Annotated in this window: 18 protein-coding genes; 12 read left to right on the top strand and 6 right to left on the bottom strand. The window is 69.1% G+C overall.

Annotated elements, in window-relative coordinates:
• The first annotated feature begins 147 nt into the window (after positions 1–147).
• Complete coding sequence (locus Ahu01nite_RS15735; RefSeq protein WP_203837264.1) at positions 148–708, top strand: YbaK/EbsC family protein; 561 nt, start codon at positions 148–150, stop codon at positions 706–708.
• A gap of 46 nt (positions 709–754) precedes the next feature.
• Positions 755–1,309, top strand: coding sequence for a GNAT family N-acetyltransferase (locus tag Ahu01nite_RS15730; RefSeq protein WP_239158868.1), 555 nt, complete (start codon positions 755–757; stop codon positions 1,307–1,309).
• A gap of 32 nt (positions 1,310–1,341) precedes the next feature.
• Here Ahu01nite_RS15730 and Ahu01nite_RS15725 read toward each other — a convergent pair whose 3' ends face one another.
• From Ahu01nite_RS15725 to Ahu01nite_RS15710, 4 genes are all read right to left on the bottom strand, one after another.
• On the bottom strand, positions 1,342–1,977 hold the full coding sequence (locus tag Ahu01nite_RS15725; RefSeq protein WP_203837263.1) for a DsbA family oxidoreductase: 636 nt from the start codon (positions 1,975–1,977) through the stop codon (positions 1,342–1,344).
• Positions 1,974–2,408 carry a SufE family protein gene (locus Ahu01nite_RS15720; RefSeq protein WP_203837262.1) on the bottom strand — a complete coding sequence of 145 codons (435 nt, stop codon included), beginning with the start codon at positions 2,406–2,408 and terminating at the stop codon, positions 1,974–1,976. The genes Ahu01nite_RS15725 and Ahu01nite_RS15720 overlap by 4 nt, the downstream gene beginning before the upstream one ends.
• 9 nt (positions 2,409–2,417) lie before the next feature.
• Positions 2,418–2,819 (bottom strand): CBS domain-containing protein, encoded by a 402-nt coding sequence (locus Ahu01nite_RS15715; protein WP_203837261.1) that lies wholly within the window; start codon positions 2,817–2,819, stop codon positions 2,418–2,420.
• A gap of 121 nt (positions 2,820–2,940) precedes the next feature.
• Positions 2,941–4,665 carry a proline--tRNA ligase gene (locus Ahu01nite_RS15710; RefSeq protein ID WP_203837260.1) on the bottom strand — a complete coding sequence of 575 codons (1,725 nt, stop codon included), beginning with the start codon at positions 4,663–4,665 and terminating at the stop codon, positions 2,941–2,943.
• Between the two features lie 147 nt (positions 4,666–4,812).
• Here Ahu01nite_RS15710 and Ahu01nite_RS15705 point away from each other — a divergent pair, with 147 nt between their 5' ends.
• The 9 genes from Ahu01nite_RS15705 (at position 4,813) to Ahu01nite_RS15665 (ending at position 15,540) form a co-directional block, all read left to right on the top strand.
• Positions 4,813–5,586: an SGNH/GDSL hydrolase family protein gene (locus tag Ahu01nite_RS15705; RefSeq protein WP_203837259.1), complete on the top strand. Its 774-nt coding sequence runs from the start codon at positions 4,813–4,815 to the stop codon at positions 5,584–5,586.
• A gap of 5 nt (positions 5,587–5,591) precedes the next feature.
• Complete coding sequence (locus tag Ahu01nite_RS15700; RefSeq protein ID WP_203837258.1) at positions 5,592–6,491, top strand: sulfurtransferase; 900 nt, start codon at positions 5,592–5,594, stop codon at positions 6,489–6,491.
• Positions 6,492–6,632: 141 nt separating this feature from the next.
• Positions 6,633–7,157 (top strand): VanZ family protein, encoded by a 525-nt coding sequence (locus Ahu01nite_RS15695; protein WP_203837257.1) that lies wholly within the window; start codon positions 6,633–6,635, stop codon positions 7,155–7,157.
• Positions 7,158–7,190: 33 nt separating this feature from the next.
• The gene (locus Ahu01nite_RS15690; RefSeq protein ID WP_203837256.1) at positions 7,191–7,793 is read left to right on the top strand and encodes a TetR/AcrR family transcriptional regulator; all 603 of its coding nucleotides are present in this window, start codon (positions 7,191–7,193) and stop codon (positions 7,791–7,793) included.
• A 3-nt stretch (positions 7,794–7,796) separates the two neighbouring features.
• Positions 7,797–9,131 carry an acetyl-CoA carboxylase biotin carboxylase subunit gene (locus Ahu01nite_RS15685; protein ID WP_203837255.1) on the top strand — a complete coding sequence of 445 codons (1,335 nt, stop codon included), beginning with the start codon at positions 7,797–7,799 and terminating at the stop codon, positions 9,129–9,131.
• A gap of 4 nt (positions 9,132–9,135) precedes the next feature.
• Positions 9,136–10,014 (top strand): hydroxymethylglutaryl-CoA lyase, encoded by an 879-nt coding sequence (locus tag Ahu01nite_RS15680; RefSeq protein WP_203837254.1) that lies wholly within the window; start codon positions 9,136–9,138, stop codon positions 10,012–10,014.
• 260 nt (positions 10,015–10,274) lie between these two features.
• Positions 10,275–11,801: an acyl-CoA carboxylase subunit beta gene (locus tag Ahu01nite_RS15675; RefSeq protein WP_203837253.1), complete on the top strand. Its 1,527-nt coding sequence runs from the start codon at positions 10,275–10,277 to the stop codon at positions 11,799–11,801.
• Positions 11,802–11,813: 12 nt separating this feature from the next.
• The gene (locus Ahu01nite_RS15670; RefSeq protein WP_203837252.1) at positions 11,814–12,971 is read left to right on the top strand and encodes an acyl-CoA dehydrogenase family protein; all 1,158 of its coding nucleotides are present in this window, start codon (positions 11,814–11,816) and stop codon (positions 12,969–12,971) included.
• Between the two features lie 136 nt (positions 12,972–13,107).
• Complete coding sequence (locus Ahu01nite_RS15665) at positions 13,108–15,540, top strand: ATP-binding protein (protein ID WP_203837251.1); 2,433 nt, start codon at positions 13,108–13,110, stop codon at positions 15,538–15,540.
• A 322-nt stretch (positions 15,541–15,862) separates the two neighbouring features.
• Here Ahu01nite_RS15665 and Ahu01nite_RS15660 read toward each other — a convergent pair whose 3' ends face one another.
• Positions 15,863–16,372 carry a MarR family winged helix-turn-helix transcriptional regulator gene (locus Ahu01nite_RS15660; protein WP_203837250.1) on the bottom strand — a complete coding sequence of 170 codons (510 nt, stop codon included), beginning with the start codon at positions 16,370–16,372 and terminating at the stop codon, positions 15,863–15,865.
• Positions 16,373–16,466: 94 nt separating this feature from the next.
• Between Ahu01nite_RS15660 and Ahu01nite_RS15655 the strand changes: the two genes are divergently transcribed.
• Positions 16,467–17,036 (top strand): YceI family protein, encoded by a 570-nt coding sequence (locus Ahu01nite_RS15655; protein ID WP_203837249.1) that lies wholly within the window; start codon positions 16,467–16,469, stop codon positions 17,034–17,036.
• Between the two features lie 88 nt (positions 17,037–17,124).
• On the opposite strand, the gene Ahu01nite_RS51360 is transcribed toward Ahu01nite_RS15655, so the two are convergent.
• On the bottom strand, positions 17,125–18,642 hold the full coding sequence (locus Ahu01nite_RS51360; protein WP_203837248.1) for a DUF2339 domain-containing protein: 1,518 nt from the start codon (positions 18,640–18,642) through the stop codon (positions 17,125–17,127).
• Between the last annotated feature and the right edge of the window lie 97 nt (positions 18,643–18,739).

The following is an 18,739-nucleotide window of genomic DNA, read 5'->3' as shown; positions in this document are numbered from 1 at the left end:
CGGGACGGGGTTGCGGCAGGCGATTTCATGCGGGCCGCCGGCGTGGTGGGTCGGCTGAGGCCATGGGGTTTGGTGGGTTGGGGTGCGAGGTGCGGGCCGCGTGGGGTGGGGTGACTCGGGTGGCTTGTGGGGGCTGGGCGGGGGAGGATGGCGGGCGTGATCGGATCACTGAAACTTGAGCCCGCGATCTCCCGGCTTGACCTGCTCGCGCCCCCTGTGGCGGCGGCGTTGGAGGTCTGGCCGGTTGATGCGCCCATCGATGGCGATCAGGTGCTGGTTGCGCCGATCGATGCTTCGCTGGCCGACACCGCGGCGTTCTGTGAGGCGTACGGGGTGACGCTCGAGGAGTCCGCCAACTGCGTGATCGTTGCTGGGCGGCGTGGAGAAGTCACCCGGTATGCGGCCTGTGTCGTGCTGGCGACCACGCGGGCTGATGTCAACGGGATCGTGCGGCGGCATCTGGATGCGCGGAAGGCGAGTTTTGCGCCAATGGACGACGCGGTGCAGCTGACCGGGATGGAGTACGGCGGGATCACTCCGATCGGGCTGCCGAAGGACTGGCCGGTGCTTGTTGACTCGCGGGTTGTGGCTATGCCGCATGTGATCATTGGGTCCGGGGTTCGGCACAGCAAGATCTCCATCGCGGGGCCGGCCCTGGGTGCGTTGCCCGGCGCCGAGGTGATCGAGGGCCTCGCGCGGGAGGCCTGAGCTCCGGGTGGGGACGGCTTAAATCGCTGGACGCGGTTGGGCTTGGTTGGTTCGCTTCGGTGTGCGAATTCGGGGCTTGCGGGTTTCTGATCTTGAGTTGATCCGGGCGATTGAGGTTCGGGCCGGGGCGTTGTTTCACGCGGTGGGAAAGTCGGACATCGCGGAGCATCCGGTGCCGGCCGCTGAGGAGTTGGCCCGGTTCGTGCGTTCCGGGATGAGCTGGGTTGCCGTCGGGGACGACGATGCGCTGATGGGATTTGTGCTCGTTGATGTCGTGGACGGGCTTGCGCATGTCGAGCAGGTCAGCATCGACCCCCCGTACGCCCGCCGTGGCATCGGCAGCGCCCTGATCGATCACGTCGGGTCCTGGGCGGCCGGCCGCGGTATGGAGGCGTTGACCTTGACGACGTTTCGGGGTGTGCCGTGGAACGGGCCGTACTATGCCCGTCTCGGGTTCAAGGAGTTGAGTGATGCCGAGTGGGGGCCCGAGCTGACCGAGTTGATGGCCGACGAGGCGCGGCATGGACTGGACCCCGCCGAGCGGGTTGCCATGCGGCGGGAAGTGGCCGGCGATCGCCCCGCTGCCAGACTCAAGGCCTAAAAATCAGGGTCGATGTTGTTTCACGTGAAACGTCACAGGGGAGCAAAACCGCGCCGGGCGATCTCTTCCAGCGCCGAGCGCAGGACCGAGCTTTCCTGCGCTCCCTGAATGGCGAACTTACGGTCGACGACGAGGTTCGGCACGCTGGTGATGTCGAGCTCGCGTGCTTCGGCGAGGTCGGCGTTGACCGCGTCGGTGCCGGCTGGGGACTCGAGGTAGGCCAGGGCTGCCTGTTCGTCGAGGCCGATCGCTCCGGCGAGCCGGGCCAGCTCGGGATGGGAGCCCAGGTCGATGCCGTTCTCGAAGTGGGCCTGTTGCAGGGTGTCGATCATCATGAGCTGGAGGTCCTGGGTGGCTGCCCAGGCGACCAGGCGGTGGGCGTCGAACGTGTTGGCCAGGATTGCCCGGTCGAAGTTGATGTTCAGGCCTTCGGCGGCGGCGAGTGCGGCGACGCCGGCGAACATCTGGTCGACTCGTTCGGGGTCGCCGAGTTTTGCGGCCATGGCCTGCTTGACCGGGATCGGCTGCGGCACTGGTGACGGGTCGAGCTGGAAGGCCCTGAAGGTGAGCGTCACGTCGCTGGGGAACTCGTGCAGGACCGATTCCAGCCGATGCTTGCCCAGGTAGCACCAGGGGCAGACGAGATCGGACCAGACCTCGATGTTCACGATAGGGGGACCTGCGAGCGGATTTGGGCCTTGAGCCGCCCGAGGATCGCCGTGCCACCACGGATGCGCAGCGGGCTGATCGCCGTGGCGAGGCCCATCCGTGCGTACAGATCGTCGGGGACAGCGAGGATCGCCGCGGTGGACGCTCCCGCCAGGCCTTCCGCGAGGATGCCGGCGAAGGCCCGCGTGGTCGGGGCCTCGGGCGGGCAGTCGAACCAGGTCTGAACCGTGTCGTCGGCCTGGACCTCGGCGCGCAGGAAGAACTGGGTCTGGCACTCCGGGACCTGCTCCATGCCCTCGTGACCGCTGAGCTCGGCCGGCAGGGGCGGGACCTCGTCGGAGAACTCGATCAGCATCTCGAGAACGAGCTCGCGCGGTGCGGAGGCGAACTCGTCGACGATCTCGGCCAGTTTCGGGGGCATGTCGCTCACGGTCGAACCCTACGTCGCGGTGGTCGGGGTGGAGGCTGTCAGGAGGGCCACATCGCTGAGGCTGAGGATGCCGACGACCTTGCGGTCGGCGTCGCAGACCAGCAGGCGGCGGACGTTGCGCTCGCGCATGGCGGTGACCGCGTCCTCCACGGTGGCCGACTGCTCCACCATGATGAGCTCGTGGGATGCGATCGTCGCCAGGGTGGTGGCCTTGGGCGGGAGGCCCTCGGCGATCGCGCGCACGACGATGTCGCGATCGGTGACCAGGCCGGCGATCGTCGGGCCGTTGGTCACCACGACGTCGCCGATGCTCTGGTCGCGCATGGCCTGCGCCGCTTCGTCGAGGGTTGTGTCGCCGGGCAGGTAGACCACCCGCCTGGTCATCACGTCGGACACCGCCGCTCTAGCCATGGGTGTTCCTCCCCGTAACCGCTGCCGCCCGATAGGCGACTGCTGTCGCCCGATAGTTGAGCGGGTTCTCGACCGTCTCACCGATTACACCCCGTACGTCCGGTTGTGGAACACCCCTCGGTTACCCGGCCAGCGTTTGCGCAACCTCCGTCAGTGGCACGTCGCGGCGTTCACCCGTTTGGCGGTCGCGCATTTCCACCCAGCCCTCGGCGAGCCGGCGCCCGACGACCACGATGCGGCGGATGCCGATCAGCTCGCTGTCGGTGAACTTGACCCCGGCGGAGAGCTGCGGGCGGTCGTCGACCAGGACGCGCAGGCCGTGGGTCTCGAGGTCGGTTGCCAGGTGCAGTGCCGCCTCGATCTGGCCGTCCTTGCCGGCGCCGATGACGTGCACGTCGGCCGGTGCCACTGCGTCGGGCCAGAGGATGCCGCGGTCATCGTGGTGCTGCTCGGCGATCGCCGCGACGGCTCGCGAGACGCCGATGCCGTAGGAACCCATCGTGGGCCGGACCGGTTTGCCGTTGGCGCTGAGGACGTCGACCTTGAACGCGTCGGTGTATTTGCGGCCGAGCTGGAAGATGTGTGCGAGCTCGATGCCGCGCCGGATCGTGAGCTCGCCCTCGCCGCAATGCGCGCAGGGGTCGCCCGCGCGGACCTCGGCGGCCTCGATGGTGCCGTCGGGCGTGAAGTCGCGGCCGGCGACCACCGAGGTGGCGTGGCAGCCCGCCTCGTTGGCTCCGGTCAGCCAGGCGGTGCCGGGTGCCACGCGCGGGTCGGCGACGTAGCGGATGGCCAGGCTCTGCGGGCCGATGTAGCCGCGAACCAGGTCGGGCCGGGCCGCGAAGTCGTCGAACATGGTCGCGGTGGCCGGGGCGAGCGCCGCGTCGAGCCGTTTGAGGTCGACCTCGCGATCGCCGGGCACGCCGATGACCAGCAACTCGTCATCCTTGCCGGGGTGGTGCACGGTCACGACGACGTTCTTGAGGGTGTCGGCGGCGGTCCAGTCGGTGCGGCCCTCGAGTGCACGGGAGTTGGCGAGCTCGACGAGCGACGCGATCGTGGGCGTCGCGGGGGTGTCGTGCACGGTGAGCGGCCCATGTGGGCGACCGTCGCTGCTCGGCACGGGTGTGACCACCGCTTCGGTGTTGGCGGCGTAGTCGCACTTCGTGCAGCCGACGAACGTGTCCTCGCCGACCTCGGCCGCGGCCAGGAACTCCTCGGACGCGGAGCCACCCATGGCTCCTGACATGGCGGCCACGATGGTGTGCTCCAGGCCGAGCCGTTCAAAAATCTTCTGGTACGCCAGGCGGTGCTGGGCGTACGCCTCGGCGAGCCCCTCGTCGGTGAGGTCGAACGAGTAGGAGTCCTTCATCAGGAACTCGCGACCGCGCAGCAGCCCTGCACGGGGACGGGCCTCGTCGCGATACTTCGTCTGCACCTGGAACAGGACCAGCGGATAGTCCCTGTACGAGCTCGTCATGTCCTGCACGAGCAGGGCGAACAGCTCCTCGTGCGTGGGGGCGAGCAGGAAATCCGAGCCGCGGCGGTCCTTCAGCTTGAACAGGTCGTCGCCGTACTCCGACCAGCGACCGCTGATGTCGTAGACCTCACGGGGGAGCAGCGCGGGAAACGCGACCTCCTGGCCGCCGATCGCGGCCATCTCCTCGCGGACGATCTGCGTCACGCGGTCGAGCACCAGCTTGCCGAGCGGCAGCCACGTATATCCGCCCGGCGCCGCACGACGGATGTAACCGGCCCTCAGCAGGAGCCGATGACTCGGCACCTCCGCCTCGGCCGGCTCCTCGCGCAGTGTCTTGAGCAGCATCGTGGACATTCGCATCGCCATGCCCCGGAAGCGTAGAGACCTCCACCGACAGAAACACCCGGTTATCCACAGGGCGCTCAGTGTCGCCATCGTCACGCTCCCGCTGACGGCCGTACGGTGCCAAACTTTGCTGGTAGCTACAGGTAAGGGGACGTTAAGGGGGCGGCCGTGCGCTGGACGAACTTTGTGGCGATGGGAGACAGCTTTACCGAGGGCATGAACGACGCCTATCCCGACGGCAGTTATCGCGGGTGGGCCGATCTGGTCGCCGCGCGGCTGGCCGTGGAGGCGGGACCCGAATTCGGCTATGCGAACCTCGCAGTCCGCGGCAAACTGCTCGATCAGGTCGTCGCCGACCAGCTCGAACCCGCTCTGGCGATGCAGCCGAGCCTGGTGAGTTTCGCGGCGGGCGGCAACGACATCCTGCGGCGCAAGGTCGAGCCGCGGAGCCTGGTGGAAAGGATCGACCCGGTGGTCGGCCGGCTGCGCGAGGCGGGTGCCGATGTGATCCTCTTCCGTTTCGCCGACGTCACCGCCCACCTGCCCGGGCAGCGCTTCATGAGCCCCCGGGCCGCGGTTCTCAACAACGGCGCCGACGAGCTCGCCGCCAAGCACGGCGCCCACGTGATCGACCTGTTCGCCGACGGTGTCTTCCACCACCCGGTGATGTGGAGTCCCGATCGGCTGCACATGTCCCCGGCGGGGCATCGCCGTGTCGCCGCTCACGTTCTCAACGCTCTCGGCGTCGGCGTGGAAGAGGACTGGCTGCTGGTGCCGCCGGCCCCCGCGCCCACCCCGTGGCTGCTGGCGCGCAGTGCCGACCTGCGCTGGGCCGGTCAGCACCTCGCACCCTGGATCCGGCGCCGTCTCGCCGGGGCCTCGTCCGGCGACCTCGTCACGGCGAAGCGTCCCGAGCTGGGCCCGATAGACGCGCTAGCGTGAGTGGCATGTCCGTTGCGAACGACCCAGCGCCGTCACTGCAGGCGTACGCGCACCCCGACAAGCTCGTCACCACCGAGTGGCTTGCCGCCAACCTAGACACCCCCGGCCTCGTCGTCGTCGAGTCGGACGAGGACGTGCTGCTCTACGACACGGGCCACATCCCGGGCGCGGTCAAGGTCGACTGGCACCTCGAACTCAACGACCAGCTCACCCGCGACTACCTCGACCCCGAGCAGTTCGCGGCGTTGTGCGCGGCCAAGGGCATCGGCCGGGACGACACGATCGTCTTCTACGGCGACAACAACAACTGGTGGGCGGCGTACGCCCTCTGGGTCTTCACGCTCTTCGGGCATCGCGACGTGCGTCTGCTCGACGGCGGCCGGCAGAAGTGGGCCGCCGAGGGTCGTGAGCTGACCCGCGACAAGACGGCCCGCGCCGAGGCGAAATACCCGGTGCCGGTTCGCGATGACAGTGGCATTCGCGCGTTCCGCGACGAGGTTCAGGGGCACATCGCCAACGGGTTGCCGCTGGTCGACGTCCGCTCGCCGCAGGAATACACGGGCGAGCTGACCCACATGGCGGCGTACCCGCAGGAGGGTGCCCTGCGTGGTGGCCACATCCCGGGCGCGCTGAGCAAGCCGTGGAAGTCCGCGGCCAACGACGACGGCACGTTCAAGTCGGCCGATGAGCTCGCGAAGATCTACCGCGACGAGCTGGGCCTGGACACCGGCGACGACATCATCGCCTACTGCCGGATCGGTGAGCGGTCGAGCCACACCTGGTTCGTCCTGCAGCACCTGCTCGGCTACCCGCAGGTCCGCAACTACGACGGCTCGTGGACCGAGTGGGGCAACCTGGTCAAGGCCCCGATCGCCCGCGGCACCGAACCGGGCGGGCTGGCCTGAGAGCCCGATAGCTGATCCGGGTGGGCGCCGGCCTGAGAGCCCGATAGCTGATCCGGGTGAGCCGGCCTGAGAGCTCGATAGGAGACGCCGTCCGATTTGTCGGGCGGCGTTCTACCGTCACACACGGGAGACTGTCGGGCCATGGGGGCTGCCTGGCACGCGTACGGAACGATCATGGTGGTGGCGGTCCTGCTGTTGCCACCGCTGGGACTGCTCGCCTATCAGTGGCGCGGGAAGCCGGCGCTCGCTGAGGCAGGGATCGTGGCCGGGTCGCTGCCGTGGGCGCTCATGCTCTTCACGAGGCAGGATGCTCCTCGGGACGTGGAACTCGTACCGCTGCAGGATCTGTCGTCCTGGATCCCCGCGCAGGTCGTCGGCAATCTGCTGGTGCTTGCGGCGTTCGGCTTCTTCCTGCCCATGCGGTTCGGCTGGGCCGCGTCGCTGAGCAGGGTTTTCGGCCTCGCACTCGTTACCTCGACCCTCATCGAGGTGTTGCAATGGGTGAGCGCGATCGGGCGGGTGTCCAGCGTCGACGACGTCATCGTCAACACCGTCGGTGCGGTTGCCGCGGCCGCTTTGTCGCGGCGTTGGTGGACCGGTCGGGCGTCTGTCGTGACACCGGAAATGGTATTTCCCGATGGGCGAGATCAGCTGAACGGCCGTTAAGGTCTCGGCTTGACAGCGGGTTAGAGTTGCCGGGTGACGGTAGATCAGCAGCAACGTCCCGGTGCGCCCGCCCCGCGGCGGCGTTCTCGGCGGGACGAGATTCTCGAGATCGCGGTGGGGCTCTTCGCCTCGCGTGGATATCACGGCGTGTCGATGGATGACATCGGCTCCGCCGCCGGCGTGACCGGGCCGGCGCTCTATCACCACTTCGCCGGCAAGGAAGCCATGCTGGTCGCCGCGCTGATCCCGGTCAGCGAGGGGCTGTTGCACGGCGGCAAGGAGCGGGTCGGTCGCCACCCCGAGGACGCGCAGGCCGCCCTCACCGACCTGATCGAGTTCCACGTGGAGTTCGCCCTGGCCAATCCGGCAGTGATCGCGTTGCACCTGCACGAGCTCGACCGCCTCCCGGAGGAGCCGAAGCGGCAGATCCGCAAGCTGCAGCGGCTCTACGTCGAGGAGTGGGTCGTCGTGCTCGGCACGCTGCGCCCCGAGCTCGAGGCGGGGGAGGCGCGGGTGCTCGCGCACTCGGCGTTCGGCCTGATGAATTCCACCCCGTTCCTCGGCGGCGAGGTCGACCGCCGCCGTCGCGCGGCACTGCTTCGTGAAGCGACGGTCCACGCCCTCATTGGCAGGTAAAAGATGATCGAGTCGTTGCTCGTTGCCAACCGGGGCGAGATCGCCCGCCGGATCATCCGCACGGCCAAACGGCTGGGAATCCGGTCGATCGCCGTCTACTCCGAGGCCGACGCGGGAATGCCGTTTGTCGTCGAGGCCGACGAATCGGTGTGCGTGGGCCCGGCCAATCCGGCGGAGAGCTATCGGAACACCGAGGCCATCCTCGCCGCGGCGAAGTCGACGGGGGCTCAGGCGATTCACCCCGGCTATGGCTTTCTGAGTGAGAATGCGGACTTCGCGCGTACGGTCGAAACGAACGGCCTGGTGTGGATCGGACCCGGCGCCGAGGCGATCACCGCGATGGGCGACAAGATCAATGCCCGGAACCTGATGGCGGAGGCCGGGGTCCCGGTGGCTCCCGGCACGCACGATCCCGCGGAATCCGTCGAGGCCGCGATCGAGGCGGCGAAAACGATCGGCTATCCGGTGATGGTCAAGGCCGCGGCCGGCGGTGGCGGAATGGGCATGGCCGTCGCCGACGACGAAACCGCGCTGCGCAAGGAATACGACAAGGTCACGGCGTTCGCCGAGCGGATGTTCGGCGACGGCTCGGTGCTCATCGAGCGTTACTTCCCCCGGGTCCGGCACGTCGAGGTGCAGATTCTCGGTCTCGCCGATGGCCGGGTGATCGCGTTGAGCGAGCGGGAATGCTCGGTGCAGCGACGAAATCAGAAACTCGTCGAGGAAGCCCCGAGCCCGGCGGTCAGCCCCGAGCTGCGCGCGCGTTTCCTGGCCGCGGCGGTCAAGGCCGGCGAGGCCGTGGGTTATCGCAACGCGGGCACGGTCGAATGCCTGCTCGACCCGGCGACCGGTGAGTTCTTCTTTCTCGAGATGAACACCCGGCTGCAGGTCGAGCACCCGATCACCGAGCTGATCCACGGCACCGACCTGGTCGAGCAGCAGCTGCGGATCGCCTCCGGTCTCGAGCCGAACTTCGACGTCGAACGCCCCACCAGCGGGCACGCGATCGAGTTCCGGGTCAATGCCGAGGATCCCAAGCGTTTCTTCCCTGGCCCCGGCAAAATCACGACGTGGATGGAACCGGCCGGCGACGGTGTGCGGGTCGACTCGGGATATGGGCCGGACACCACGGTCACCCAGTTCTACGACTCGCTCATGGCGAAACTGATCGTGTTCGGTGTGGACCGGGCGGCCGCGATCGCCAAAGCGCGTGCCGCGGTGGCCGGTTTCCAGGTGGCCGGTCCCAAGAACAACCTGCCTTTCTTCGCTGAGCTGTTGGAGAACGACGAGTTCCTGTCGGGCGACTACGACACGGGCATCGTGGCCCGGATGAGGTGAGGACATGACCGCCGTCTCGATCCGTGAGGTCGCTCCCCGCGACGGCCTGCAGAACGAGGAGCCCATTGCGGCCGACGACAAGGTGCGGCTGATCGACGCGCTTTCCGGCACGGGGGTGCGGCGGATCGAGGCGGTTTCGTTCGTCCACCCGAAAGCCATTCCGCAGATGGCCGACGCGGACGAGGTCTGGGCCCGCGCCTGGCACAACCCCGACGTTCGCTATTCGGCGCTGATCCCCAACAAACGCGGGGCCGAGCGCGCCATCGCGGCGGGTTTCGGCGAGATCGAGGTTGTCGTCTCGGCCAGCGACACCCACAACCGGCGCAATCTCAACCGTTCCACCGCCGAGACGCTCGACGAGATCACCGCGCTTATTCCGCTGGTCCATGCGTCCGGCGCGACGCTCGAGGTGATCGTCGCGACCAGTTTCGGCTGCCCGTTCGAGGGCGACATCGATCCGGACCGCGTGGCGTCCATCGTGGAACGGGTCCGTGCCGACGGCGCCGACCGGACGGCCTTCGGCGACACCACGGGCATGGCGACTCCCCGCCGGGTCCGTGATCTTCTTTCATCGGTACGCCCGGAGCTGCTGCACTTTCACAACACGCGCGGCACGGGGCTGGCGAACGTCCTGACAGCGCTCGAGCTCGGCATCCGTGAGTTCGACGCCAGCGTCGGCGGGATCGGTGGCTGCCCCTACGCGCCCGGCGCCTCCGGCAACATCGCCACCGAGGAGCTGGTGCACATGCTCGAGGACATGGGCATCACCACGGGCGTCGACCTGGAATCGCTGCTCGACGTCGCGTCGATGGCCGAGAAGATGCTCGGCCGCACGCTGCCGTCGGGGGTTCTGCGCGCGGGACCGCGTACCCGCCTGGTCTGAAGCGTGTCCCCGGCTGGTCCGCTTCGTTATCAATACCGGCAGCTTTCAAGACCCGGATCACGCCGGTCCCGGGCGTGACCCGAGCGGCGCTGTCAAGCGCCGGGTACGAAAAAAGATGCCGATGCTCCTCCACGGCGTCGGCATCGAAGAACGGGAGCCCCCGCGGCCTGCGGGGGCTCCCGTTTGCGTCTTTCCCCCCACGTGCAATTGCGCTAACCTAACGATCGTTCAGGGCGGAACGAGCGGCGGGAGGGGGCCACGTGGCTTTCGACGTGGAAGCGTTGGCGCAGGCGCACAAGCGGGCGGTCGCCGGCGGCGCGGAGAAATACCACGCCGCGAACGCCGCGAAGGGCAAGCTGTTCGCCCGTGAACGCATCGCGCTGCTGGTCGACGACGGCTCCTTCGTCGAGGACGGCCTCTACGCCAACAGTCTTGCCGACGGGCTCCCAGCGGACGGCGTGATCACCGGAACAGCGCGGATCGACGGGCGCGGTGTGTGCGTGATGGCCAACGACTCCACCGTGAAGGCGGGGTCGTGGGGCGCGCGTACGGTCGAGAAGATCATCAGAATCATCGAGCGGGCATACGCGACGGGCGTACCCATGGTGTATCTCGTGGATTCCGCGGGCGCGCGCATCACCGACCAGGTCGACCTCTTCCCGGGCCCCCGCGGAGCGGGAAAGATCTTCCACACCCAGGTCCGCGCGTCCGGGTCGATCCCGCAGGTCTGCGCGTTGTTCGGGCCGTCCGCAGCCGGCGGGGCCTACATCCCGGCGTTCTGCGACGTGGTCGCGATGGTCGAGGGCAACGCCAGTATGTATCTCGGTTCCGACCGCATGGTCGAGATGGTCACCGGGGAGCGCACCACGCTGGAGGCGATGGGCGGCGCCCGGGTGCACTGCGCGGAGTCCGGCGTCGGGCATTTCCTCTGCAAGACCGAGCAGGACGCCCTCGACGTAGTCCGCTCCTACCTCTCCTACCTGCCGTCCAACTACACCCAGGAGCCGCCGGTCGCCGAGCCGGTGGAATCGGCTGCGGTTGACCTCGGCGCTCTCGTGCCGGTCAGCGAGCGGCAGGCGTTCGACATGCGCCGCTACATCAAGGGCATCGTCGACCAGGGCTCGTTCTTCGAGATCCACGCGCTCTGGGCCCGCGAGCTGGCGGTCGGCTTCGCGCGCCTCGACGGCCAGGTCGTCGGGGTGCTCGGCAACAACTCGATGTTCAAGGGCGGCGTGCTCTTCGTCGACTCGGCCGACAAGGCGAGCCGGTTCGTGCAGCTCTGCGACGCCTTCAATGTGCCGCTGATCTTCCTCTCCGACGTTCCGGGCTTCATGGTCGGCTCGGCGGTGGAGAAGCAGGGCATCATCCGGCACGGCGCCAAGATGATCACCGCGATCTCCGAGGCCACCGTCGCGAAGATCTGCGTGGTGGTGCGCAAGGCCTACGGCGCCGGTCTGTACGCGATGGCGGGCCCGGGCTTCGACCCCGAGGCGACGATCGCCCTGCCCACGGCCAAGATCGCGGTGATGGGGGCGGAGGCGGCCGTCAATGCCGTCTACGCCAACAAGATCGCCGCGCTGCCCGAGGGCGAGCGCGAGGGTTTCATCGCCGAGCGCCGCGCCGAGTACGAGCGCGACATCGACGTCATGCGGCTCGCCAGCGAGCTGGTCATCGACACCGTGATCGAGCCCGGCGACCTGCGCGGCGAGCTGATCCGCCGCTTCGCCGCAGCCCGAGGCAAGGACCGTTCCTTCTCCCGCCGTCGCCACGGCGTCACTCCCGTCTAGAGAGGATCCGCCATGGTCGACTTCCGGCTCAGCGAGGAGCAGGAGGCGCTGCGCGAGAGCGTGCGAGATTTCGCTCGTGAGCAGGTGGCGCCGGTGATCGCCGAGCACTACGAGCGCAAGACGTTTCCGTACGACCTGGTCCGCCAGATGGGCAAGATGGGCCTGTTCGGTCTGCCCTTCTCCGAGGAGCACGGTGGCATGGGCGGCGACTACTTCGCGCTGTGCCTGGCCCTGGAGGAGCTGGCCAGGATCGACAGCAGCGTCGCGATCACCCTGGAGGCGGCGGTCTCGCTGGGAGTCATGCCGATCTATCTGTTTGGTACGCCCGAACAGAAGGAACACTGGCTACCCCGGCTGACCAGCGGCGAGGCCCTGGCAGCGTTCGGGCTGACCGAGCCGGGGGCGGGTTCCGACGCCGGCGGCACGACGACCCGCGCGGTGCTCGACGAGGCGACGGGCGAATGGGTCATCAACGGCTCGAAGGCGTTCATCACGAACTCGGGCACCGACATCACCTGCCTGGTCACGGTCATGGCGGTCACCGGCACGAAGCCCGACGGCCGCAAGGAACTCTCCACGATCATCGTGCCGTCGGGGACCCCCGGGTTCACCGTCGCACCCGCGTATTCCAAGGTCGGCTGGTGCGCCTCCGACACCCACGAGCTGGCCTTCGACGACGTGCGAGTGCCGGCCGCGAACCTGCTCGGCGAGCGCGGCCGTGGTTACGCGCAGTTCCTGCGGATCCTCGACGAGGGCCGGATCGCGATCGCCGCGCTCTCCACCGGCCTGGCTCAGGGCTGTGTCGACGAGTCGCTCAAATACGCCCGTGAACGGCAGGCGTTCGGCAGCGCGATCGGCGGCTACCAGGCGATCCAGTTCATGATCGCGGACATGGAGATGCGCGCCCACATGTCCAGAGTGTCCTATTACGATGCTGCGGCCCGGATGCTCGCCGGGGCCGACTTCAAGCATCAGGCCGCCCTCGCGAAGCTCTACGCGAGCGAGGCGGCGGTGGAGAACGCCCGCTACGCGACCCAGGTTCACGGCGGCTACGGCTTCATGAACGAGTCGGCGGTCGGTCGTTTCTACCGCGACGCCAAGATCCTGGAGATCGGGGAGGGGACCTCGGAGGTCCAGCGGATGATCGTCGCCCGCGGTCTGGGTTTGTAGCGTTCACGCCGTTGAACAGGCGATCTTGGACTCCCGGGCAGGTTTGGCGGCAAATCCGGCGGCCTTTGCGTCGGTTAGTCGACAAACTGCCGCCTCAGGTCGGCATTCATCGACATGTCTGCCTAGGTTCATAACCATGACGTCCGATCACGGGGCGGACCAGGAGGGTCCGGGATTCGACGCCGTGCTGCGCAGTTACCGGCTGCGGGCGAAGCTGACGCAAGAGGAGCTCGCTGTCCGCGCGGCGGTCGGGGTGCGTACGGTCCGCGATCTTGAGCGCGGCCGCGCATCGCGCCCGCAGCGGACCACGGTTGAGCTGCTGGCCGCGGCGCTCGGCCTGACCGGCGCCGACCGGCTTGCCTTTCTCGCCGCCGCTCGCGGCCAGCCCTCCAGCTCGCCGATGCCGGCCCGCTTCATCCGGTTGCCACCGGCAAGCGATCTGATCGGCCGCGACGGCGACGTCACCGAGCTGGTCACCCGGCTCTCCCAGCCGATGGCGGAAGGCCCGCGCGGCATCACGCTGGTCGGCCTGGCCGGGGTCGGCAAGACCAGCCTCGCGCTCACCGTTGCCCATCGGGTCGCCGAAGCGCACCCCGGCGGGGTTGCCGGCATCGTGATCACCGACGGCTCGACCGCCGGTGAGGTGCTGGGCGGTGTCGCCGCGGTCTTCGGCGTGGGCCGGCCCGACGACCTGGCCCCCCGATTCGCCGGGCGTGCCGCACTGCTGCTGATCGACGCGGTCGAACGCTCGCCCGAGTCGATCGCCGAGGTGCTCGGCGCCCTGCTTGCCCAGCACCCGACCCTGCGTTTCCTGGCCACCGGCCGGCACCCCGTCGGCCTGCCCACCGAGCGGGTCTGGCCGGTCGCACCCCTGGTCGCGCCGCCTGCCGGAGTGGGCACGACGCTCGCGGACGTCGCCGGCTATCCGGCCGTCGCGCTCTTCCTCGATCGCCTGGCCAAGGTGCGCGGAGCACCCGTCGAGCCCGAAGAGGTGCCGTCTCTGGCCGCGCTGGTCCGGCGCCTCGGAGGCCTGCCCATCGCCCTTGAGCTGGCGGCCGCCCGCGGGCGGGTCCTGACGGTCGAAGAGATCCTTGATCGGTACGGTGACCGCGTCCTCGACCTCTCCGGGCGCCCCGAGGACGGCGGCGTGGTCTCGGTGCGCGACGCCGTGGCAGCCAGTTACCGGTTGCTCTCCACCGACGAACAGGCCGCGCTGCACCGCGTCGCCACGTTCAGAAACCGCTGGTCGCTGGACCTCGCCGAGCAGATCGTCGACGGGCGCCCGGCCACCGACGTCGTGCACCTGCTCGACCGCTTCCTCGAGTTGGGCATGCTGAGCGCCCGGGGCGCCCGGGCGTTCCGTTTCCGGCTGCTCGACGTGGTCGGCGACTACGCCCTCGAACAGGCCGCGACCCAGGGCGATCTGCACGCCGCGCGCAGCCGGCATGCGGAGGTGATGGCCGAGATGGTCCGCGGCATCGCCCCGGAGCTGAAGGGCGCCCGGCTGGCAGAAGCCGCCGCTCGCCTCGACGACGTGGCCGGTGACCTCGGCGCGGCGCTCAACTGGGCGGCGAAGGAGGACCCGCACACCGCCCTGCGCATCGCGGCCTGCCTGCCGAGGTGGTGGCGCTTCCGCGGCCGGGACGTCACCGGACGGCAGTGGCTACGACGGCTGCTGGCAGACCCGCGGACGGCCGACGCCGACCCGGCCACCCGAGCCTGGGCCAAGGTGGGGCTCGCCCAGCTGGCCCTGGAGCACGGCTCCGGCGCCGAGGAGATCGGCTCGGCGGAGGCGGCGCTGGCCGACTTCCGTGACCTGGGTGACGTCTCCGGGCAGCTGACCGCGCACACCCAGCTGGCCGCGCTGTGGATGACCACCCGCGTCTTCGACCGGGCCAGGGTGCACGGCGAGGCGGCCCTCGAGCTGGCCCGCTCCAGCGGGCGCATCCGCGACATGGCGGTCGCCGAGAACAATCTGACCTGGCACGAGATCCGCCGCGGCGACCTGGCCGCCGCCCGGGCCCGGCTGGCCGAGGTGGATCGCCTGGCCAGCCGCTGTGGCGAGCATCGGTTGCGCGCGGTCGCCGCGGCCAACCTGGCGGAGGTGGAACGTCTCGACGGTCACCTCGAGGAGGCCGCCCGGCTGGGCCGGCACGCCATCTCCGAGCTGGAGGACGTCGGCGACCCCGGGCATCGTCGCCGGGTGCTGGCCTCGATCGGCCAGGCGCTGGCGGAGTCGGGTCGCGACGACGAGGCCGCGGAGGTGCTGGAGGACCTGCACCCGGGCGACTCGCCGCTGCCACCGGACGGCCCGGCTGCGATCGTCGAGGCGGCCCTGGCGCTGCATCGCGGGGAGCAGAAACGCGCGGCGGAAGCATTTGCCGCCGCTGCGGACGCATACGCCAATGCCTACGATCCGAGGGATGTCGTCGAGGCGTTGATCGGTCAGGCCAGGAGCACGCCGGATCCGCAGGAACGGGCCGACGTGCTGCGACGGCTGGAGGAGATCTGTCGCAGCGGGGGTATCGAGCTGCTGCCGCGCGAGAAGGAGTGGCTCGGCCTGTCGTAACGTGCGTGGACGGCCGGTGTTTTACGTGCCCCCCACAACACCGGCCGTCACAGCGCCCCAGTTAACGCGGCGAGAACGAGGGCTCCCCCGATGTGCCCCGCCCCGGCCTCGGCCGCGCCGCGTCCCCCTGCGGAGATCACCCTATCCGCGCGGTGCGGGTGAAATGCCTGGATAGACGGGTTTCGGCCTGGGTGCACGGCGGTTCTGCCGGTAGTTCTGCCGGTTACTCACGCGTCAGTGGCTGTGGACAGTTACTCGCTGTGGAGGCGAATCGGTAGCGCCCGCCGCTCACATCCCGCAGTCTGGGGAAGTCGGCTCCGAGTCAGGCTGCTGACGCGGTGCTTTCGACCTCTGTTTCGTCACTGCCGGCGGTGGCACAGGGGTTGACCGCGTCCCGGATCCGGCGCAGCGATTCCATCATCTGGTCGAGCTCGGCCGGAGAGAGCTGGCCGATGAACCACTGCTGCATGAGGTCCAGGTGGCCCGGGAGCACTTCCTCGAGGCGCTTGATGCCGGCCTCCGTGATCACCGCGTATGAGCTGCGCCGATCGCTGGCGCAGGCCTCGCGCCGGATCAGGCCCTCGCGGTCCATGCGGTCGACCACGCGGGTCACGCCGCTGGTGGACAGCGAGGTCTGCCCGGAGAGGTCGGTCATCCGGAGCCTGTTCTGGGGTGAGCGGGCCAGGCGCAGCAGCACCTCGAACTCGACCGAGGAGAGCCGGTGCTGCTCGAACTGCGCGGCGAAACGGTTGGTGAGCCCGGTGAACGCCTCGGAGAACAGTCCGAAGGCGGTGAAGCGGGGGTCGTCGAAGTCAGGTGCCACGCGGCCCATGGTAGCGCGTTCTCTTGACAGGTGGAATATTGCTTGGCATATTGTTGCTCCGTCAGACAACTACTGGCTCTGCCCCAGGAACGAGGATCCAAACATGAGTGACATCCGCACCTTCGAAGGCCTCCAGATCCCCGCCGCCGGCACGTACGAGCTGGACGCGGCCCACAAGCGCGTCGGCTTCATCGCCCGGCACCTCATGGTCAGCAAGGTCCGCGGCCAGTTCGCCGAGGCCACCGCCACCATCACGATCGGCGAGGACCCGCTGCAGTCCTCGGTCACCGCTGAGATCAAGACCGCCAGCGTCGAGACCGGCCAGGTCGACCGCGACAACCACCTGCGCACGGGCGACTTCTTCGAGGCCGAGAAGTACCCCACGATCGTCTTCCGCAGCACCGGCATCAAGTCCCACTCGGGCGCCGAGTTTGTCCTCGACGGTGAGCTCACCATCAAGGACGTCACCAAGCCGGTCGAGCTGGTCGTCGAGTTCGAGGGTGCCGCCACCAGCCCCTACGGCCAGTCGGTCTTCGGCTTCAGCGCGAGCACCGAGATCGACCGCGAGGACTGGGGCCTGACCTGGAACGTCGCCCTCGAGACCGGCGGCGTGATGATCGGCAAGAAGATCAAGATCGAGATCGAGGGCGAAGCCATCCGCCAGGCTGCCTGACCTCGGCTCGAAGTAAACAAAAAGCGCCGCCCGATCCGGGCGGCGCTTTTGGCGTACATGGAGCCTTTGTGCAGGTAGAGCAGTCGCTTTACGGGTTGTCGCTCGTGCCGTCGGTGGCGGGGTTCTCCGGCGGGACGTCGCTCGGCTTGGCCTTCCGCGGCGCGCTCTTTCTTGCGGGGGTGGCTTTGGCCGGTTGCCCCGGAACAGCAGGCTTGGGCTGCGCACCCGGGGCGGCCGGGTTCGCCTTCTTGGCCGGGGTCGAAGCACTCTTTGACGGAGCGGTCGCCGGCCTGGCCTGCCGGGGTGTCGTCGTGGTCGCCGCGGTGTCGGGCACGGACATCGAGGTCTGCCCGGGCGCGGCCTTCTTGGCCGAGACGGTCTTCCTCGCCGGGGCCTTGTCAGCTTCCACCGGGTCGGTCTGCCCCCGTCCGGCAGCCTTCTGGGCAGGCGTCGCAGACCCGCCTGAGGCCGACGACGCAGCGGAACCGGCTCCGGAGGGCAACGGCGCGGATCCGGCTTTGGCGGACGACGGAGGGTTGATCTGGGCGACGGTGGGCGAGTCCGGGGGTGGGGTCACCGTGGAGGTGCGGGGGCGGGGAGTCACGGGTCCGCCGGCCCAGGCGGGGCGTTCGGCGGGGGATTCCGGGGCCTTGGCGCGGCCGGTCACCACCGCGGGGCTCTCGGTGCCCTTGGAGCGGCGGGTTCGTCGCTGGCGGGGTGGCTGCGGCGGGCGGTTGGCGCGGGCTGTGCGGCGTTCCGCGGCGCGGCGGCCGACCGAGACGGTCAGGGCGGAGCCGGCGAGGCCGGCGAGGACTGCGTACGGTGCAGTCAGGTAGGCCGATTCGAGCGGGCCGAGTGAGCCCGTGAGCTGGGGGGCGAGCACGAAGAACGCCGTAGCCACCAGCAGGGGGCCGACCGCGCCGGAGGATGCTGTGCCGAGCCCGAAGTCGCCGCGCCGGGTGGCGGCCCAGGCGCCCAGGATGCCGAGCACGAAGGCGGCGAGGAGCGTGAGCAGGGCGCTCGGCCAGTAGATGGTTCCCACGACCGCGCCGGGGTCCGTGCCGGTGAACTGCCAGCTGGTCAGGTAGGTCGCCGAGGGTTGGTGCCAGAAGACATCCATCACCACCGCGGCGATTGCCAGGGCCCACAACCAGGTCGCCGTGGCGATGAGGTTGGCGGCGACCGGGCGTGTGAAGACTGCCCAGTAGGCGAGTGCCATTCCTAGAAGTACGCCGATCAGGGCGTACCCTCCGGCTGTTGATTGGGGGGTGTACTCGTCGGGGTGCACGGCGGCGCGGGCGGGCAGCGCGACCAGCGCGACCGTCAGCAGTGCCCCGACCGACGCTGAGGCTGCGAGCGCGAAGCGCCACAGACCGCCCGAGACCTGACCCAGCCGGCCGGCGATCACGGCACCGAACACCGTGGCGCTCGCCGCGATCCACGTTGCCCAGCCGAGACTGCCCAGCCAGACGCTGTCGTCCGGGGTCGCCGTCGCGGGCCACACCACCACGCCCAGGCCGTAGCCCAGCCCGAGCTGGGCGGCACCTGTCCCCGCGGCCACCCCGGCCGCGGCTGCCACCTGCGTTATCCAGCCCTTAGCGGCCATGCCGGGCACTGTAGCGGTCGTTGACGATGCCTGCGAATCGATGAGCGAATGCTTCAAGATTGGTTAAGTTGATTTCTTAGAGGGCGGACCAGGGAGG

This window comes from Winogradskya humida (assembly GCF_016862215.1).
In the GTDB taxonomy this organism is placed as follows: domain Bacteria; phylum Actinomycetota; class Actinomycetes; order Mycobacteriales; family Micromonosporaceae; genus Actinoplanes; species Actinoplanes humidus.
Note: the sequence above shows the minus strand (reverse complement) of the source record. Positions and strands in the feature narration are given on the sequence as shown.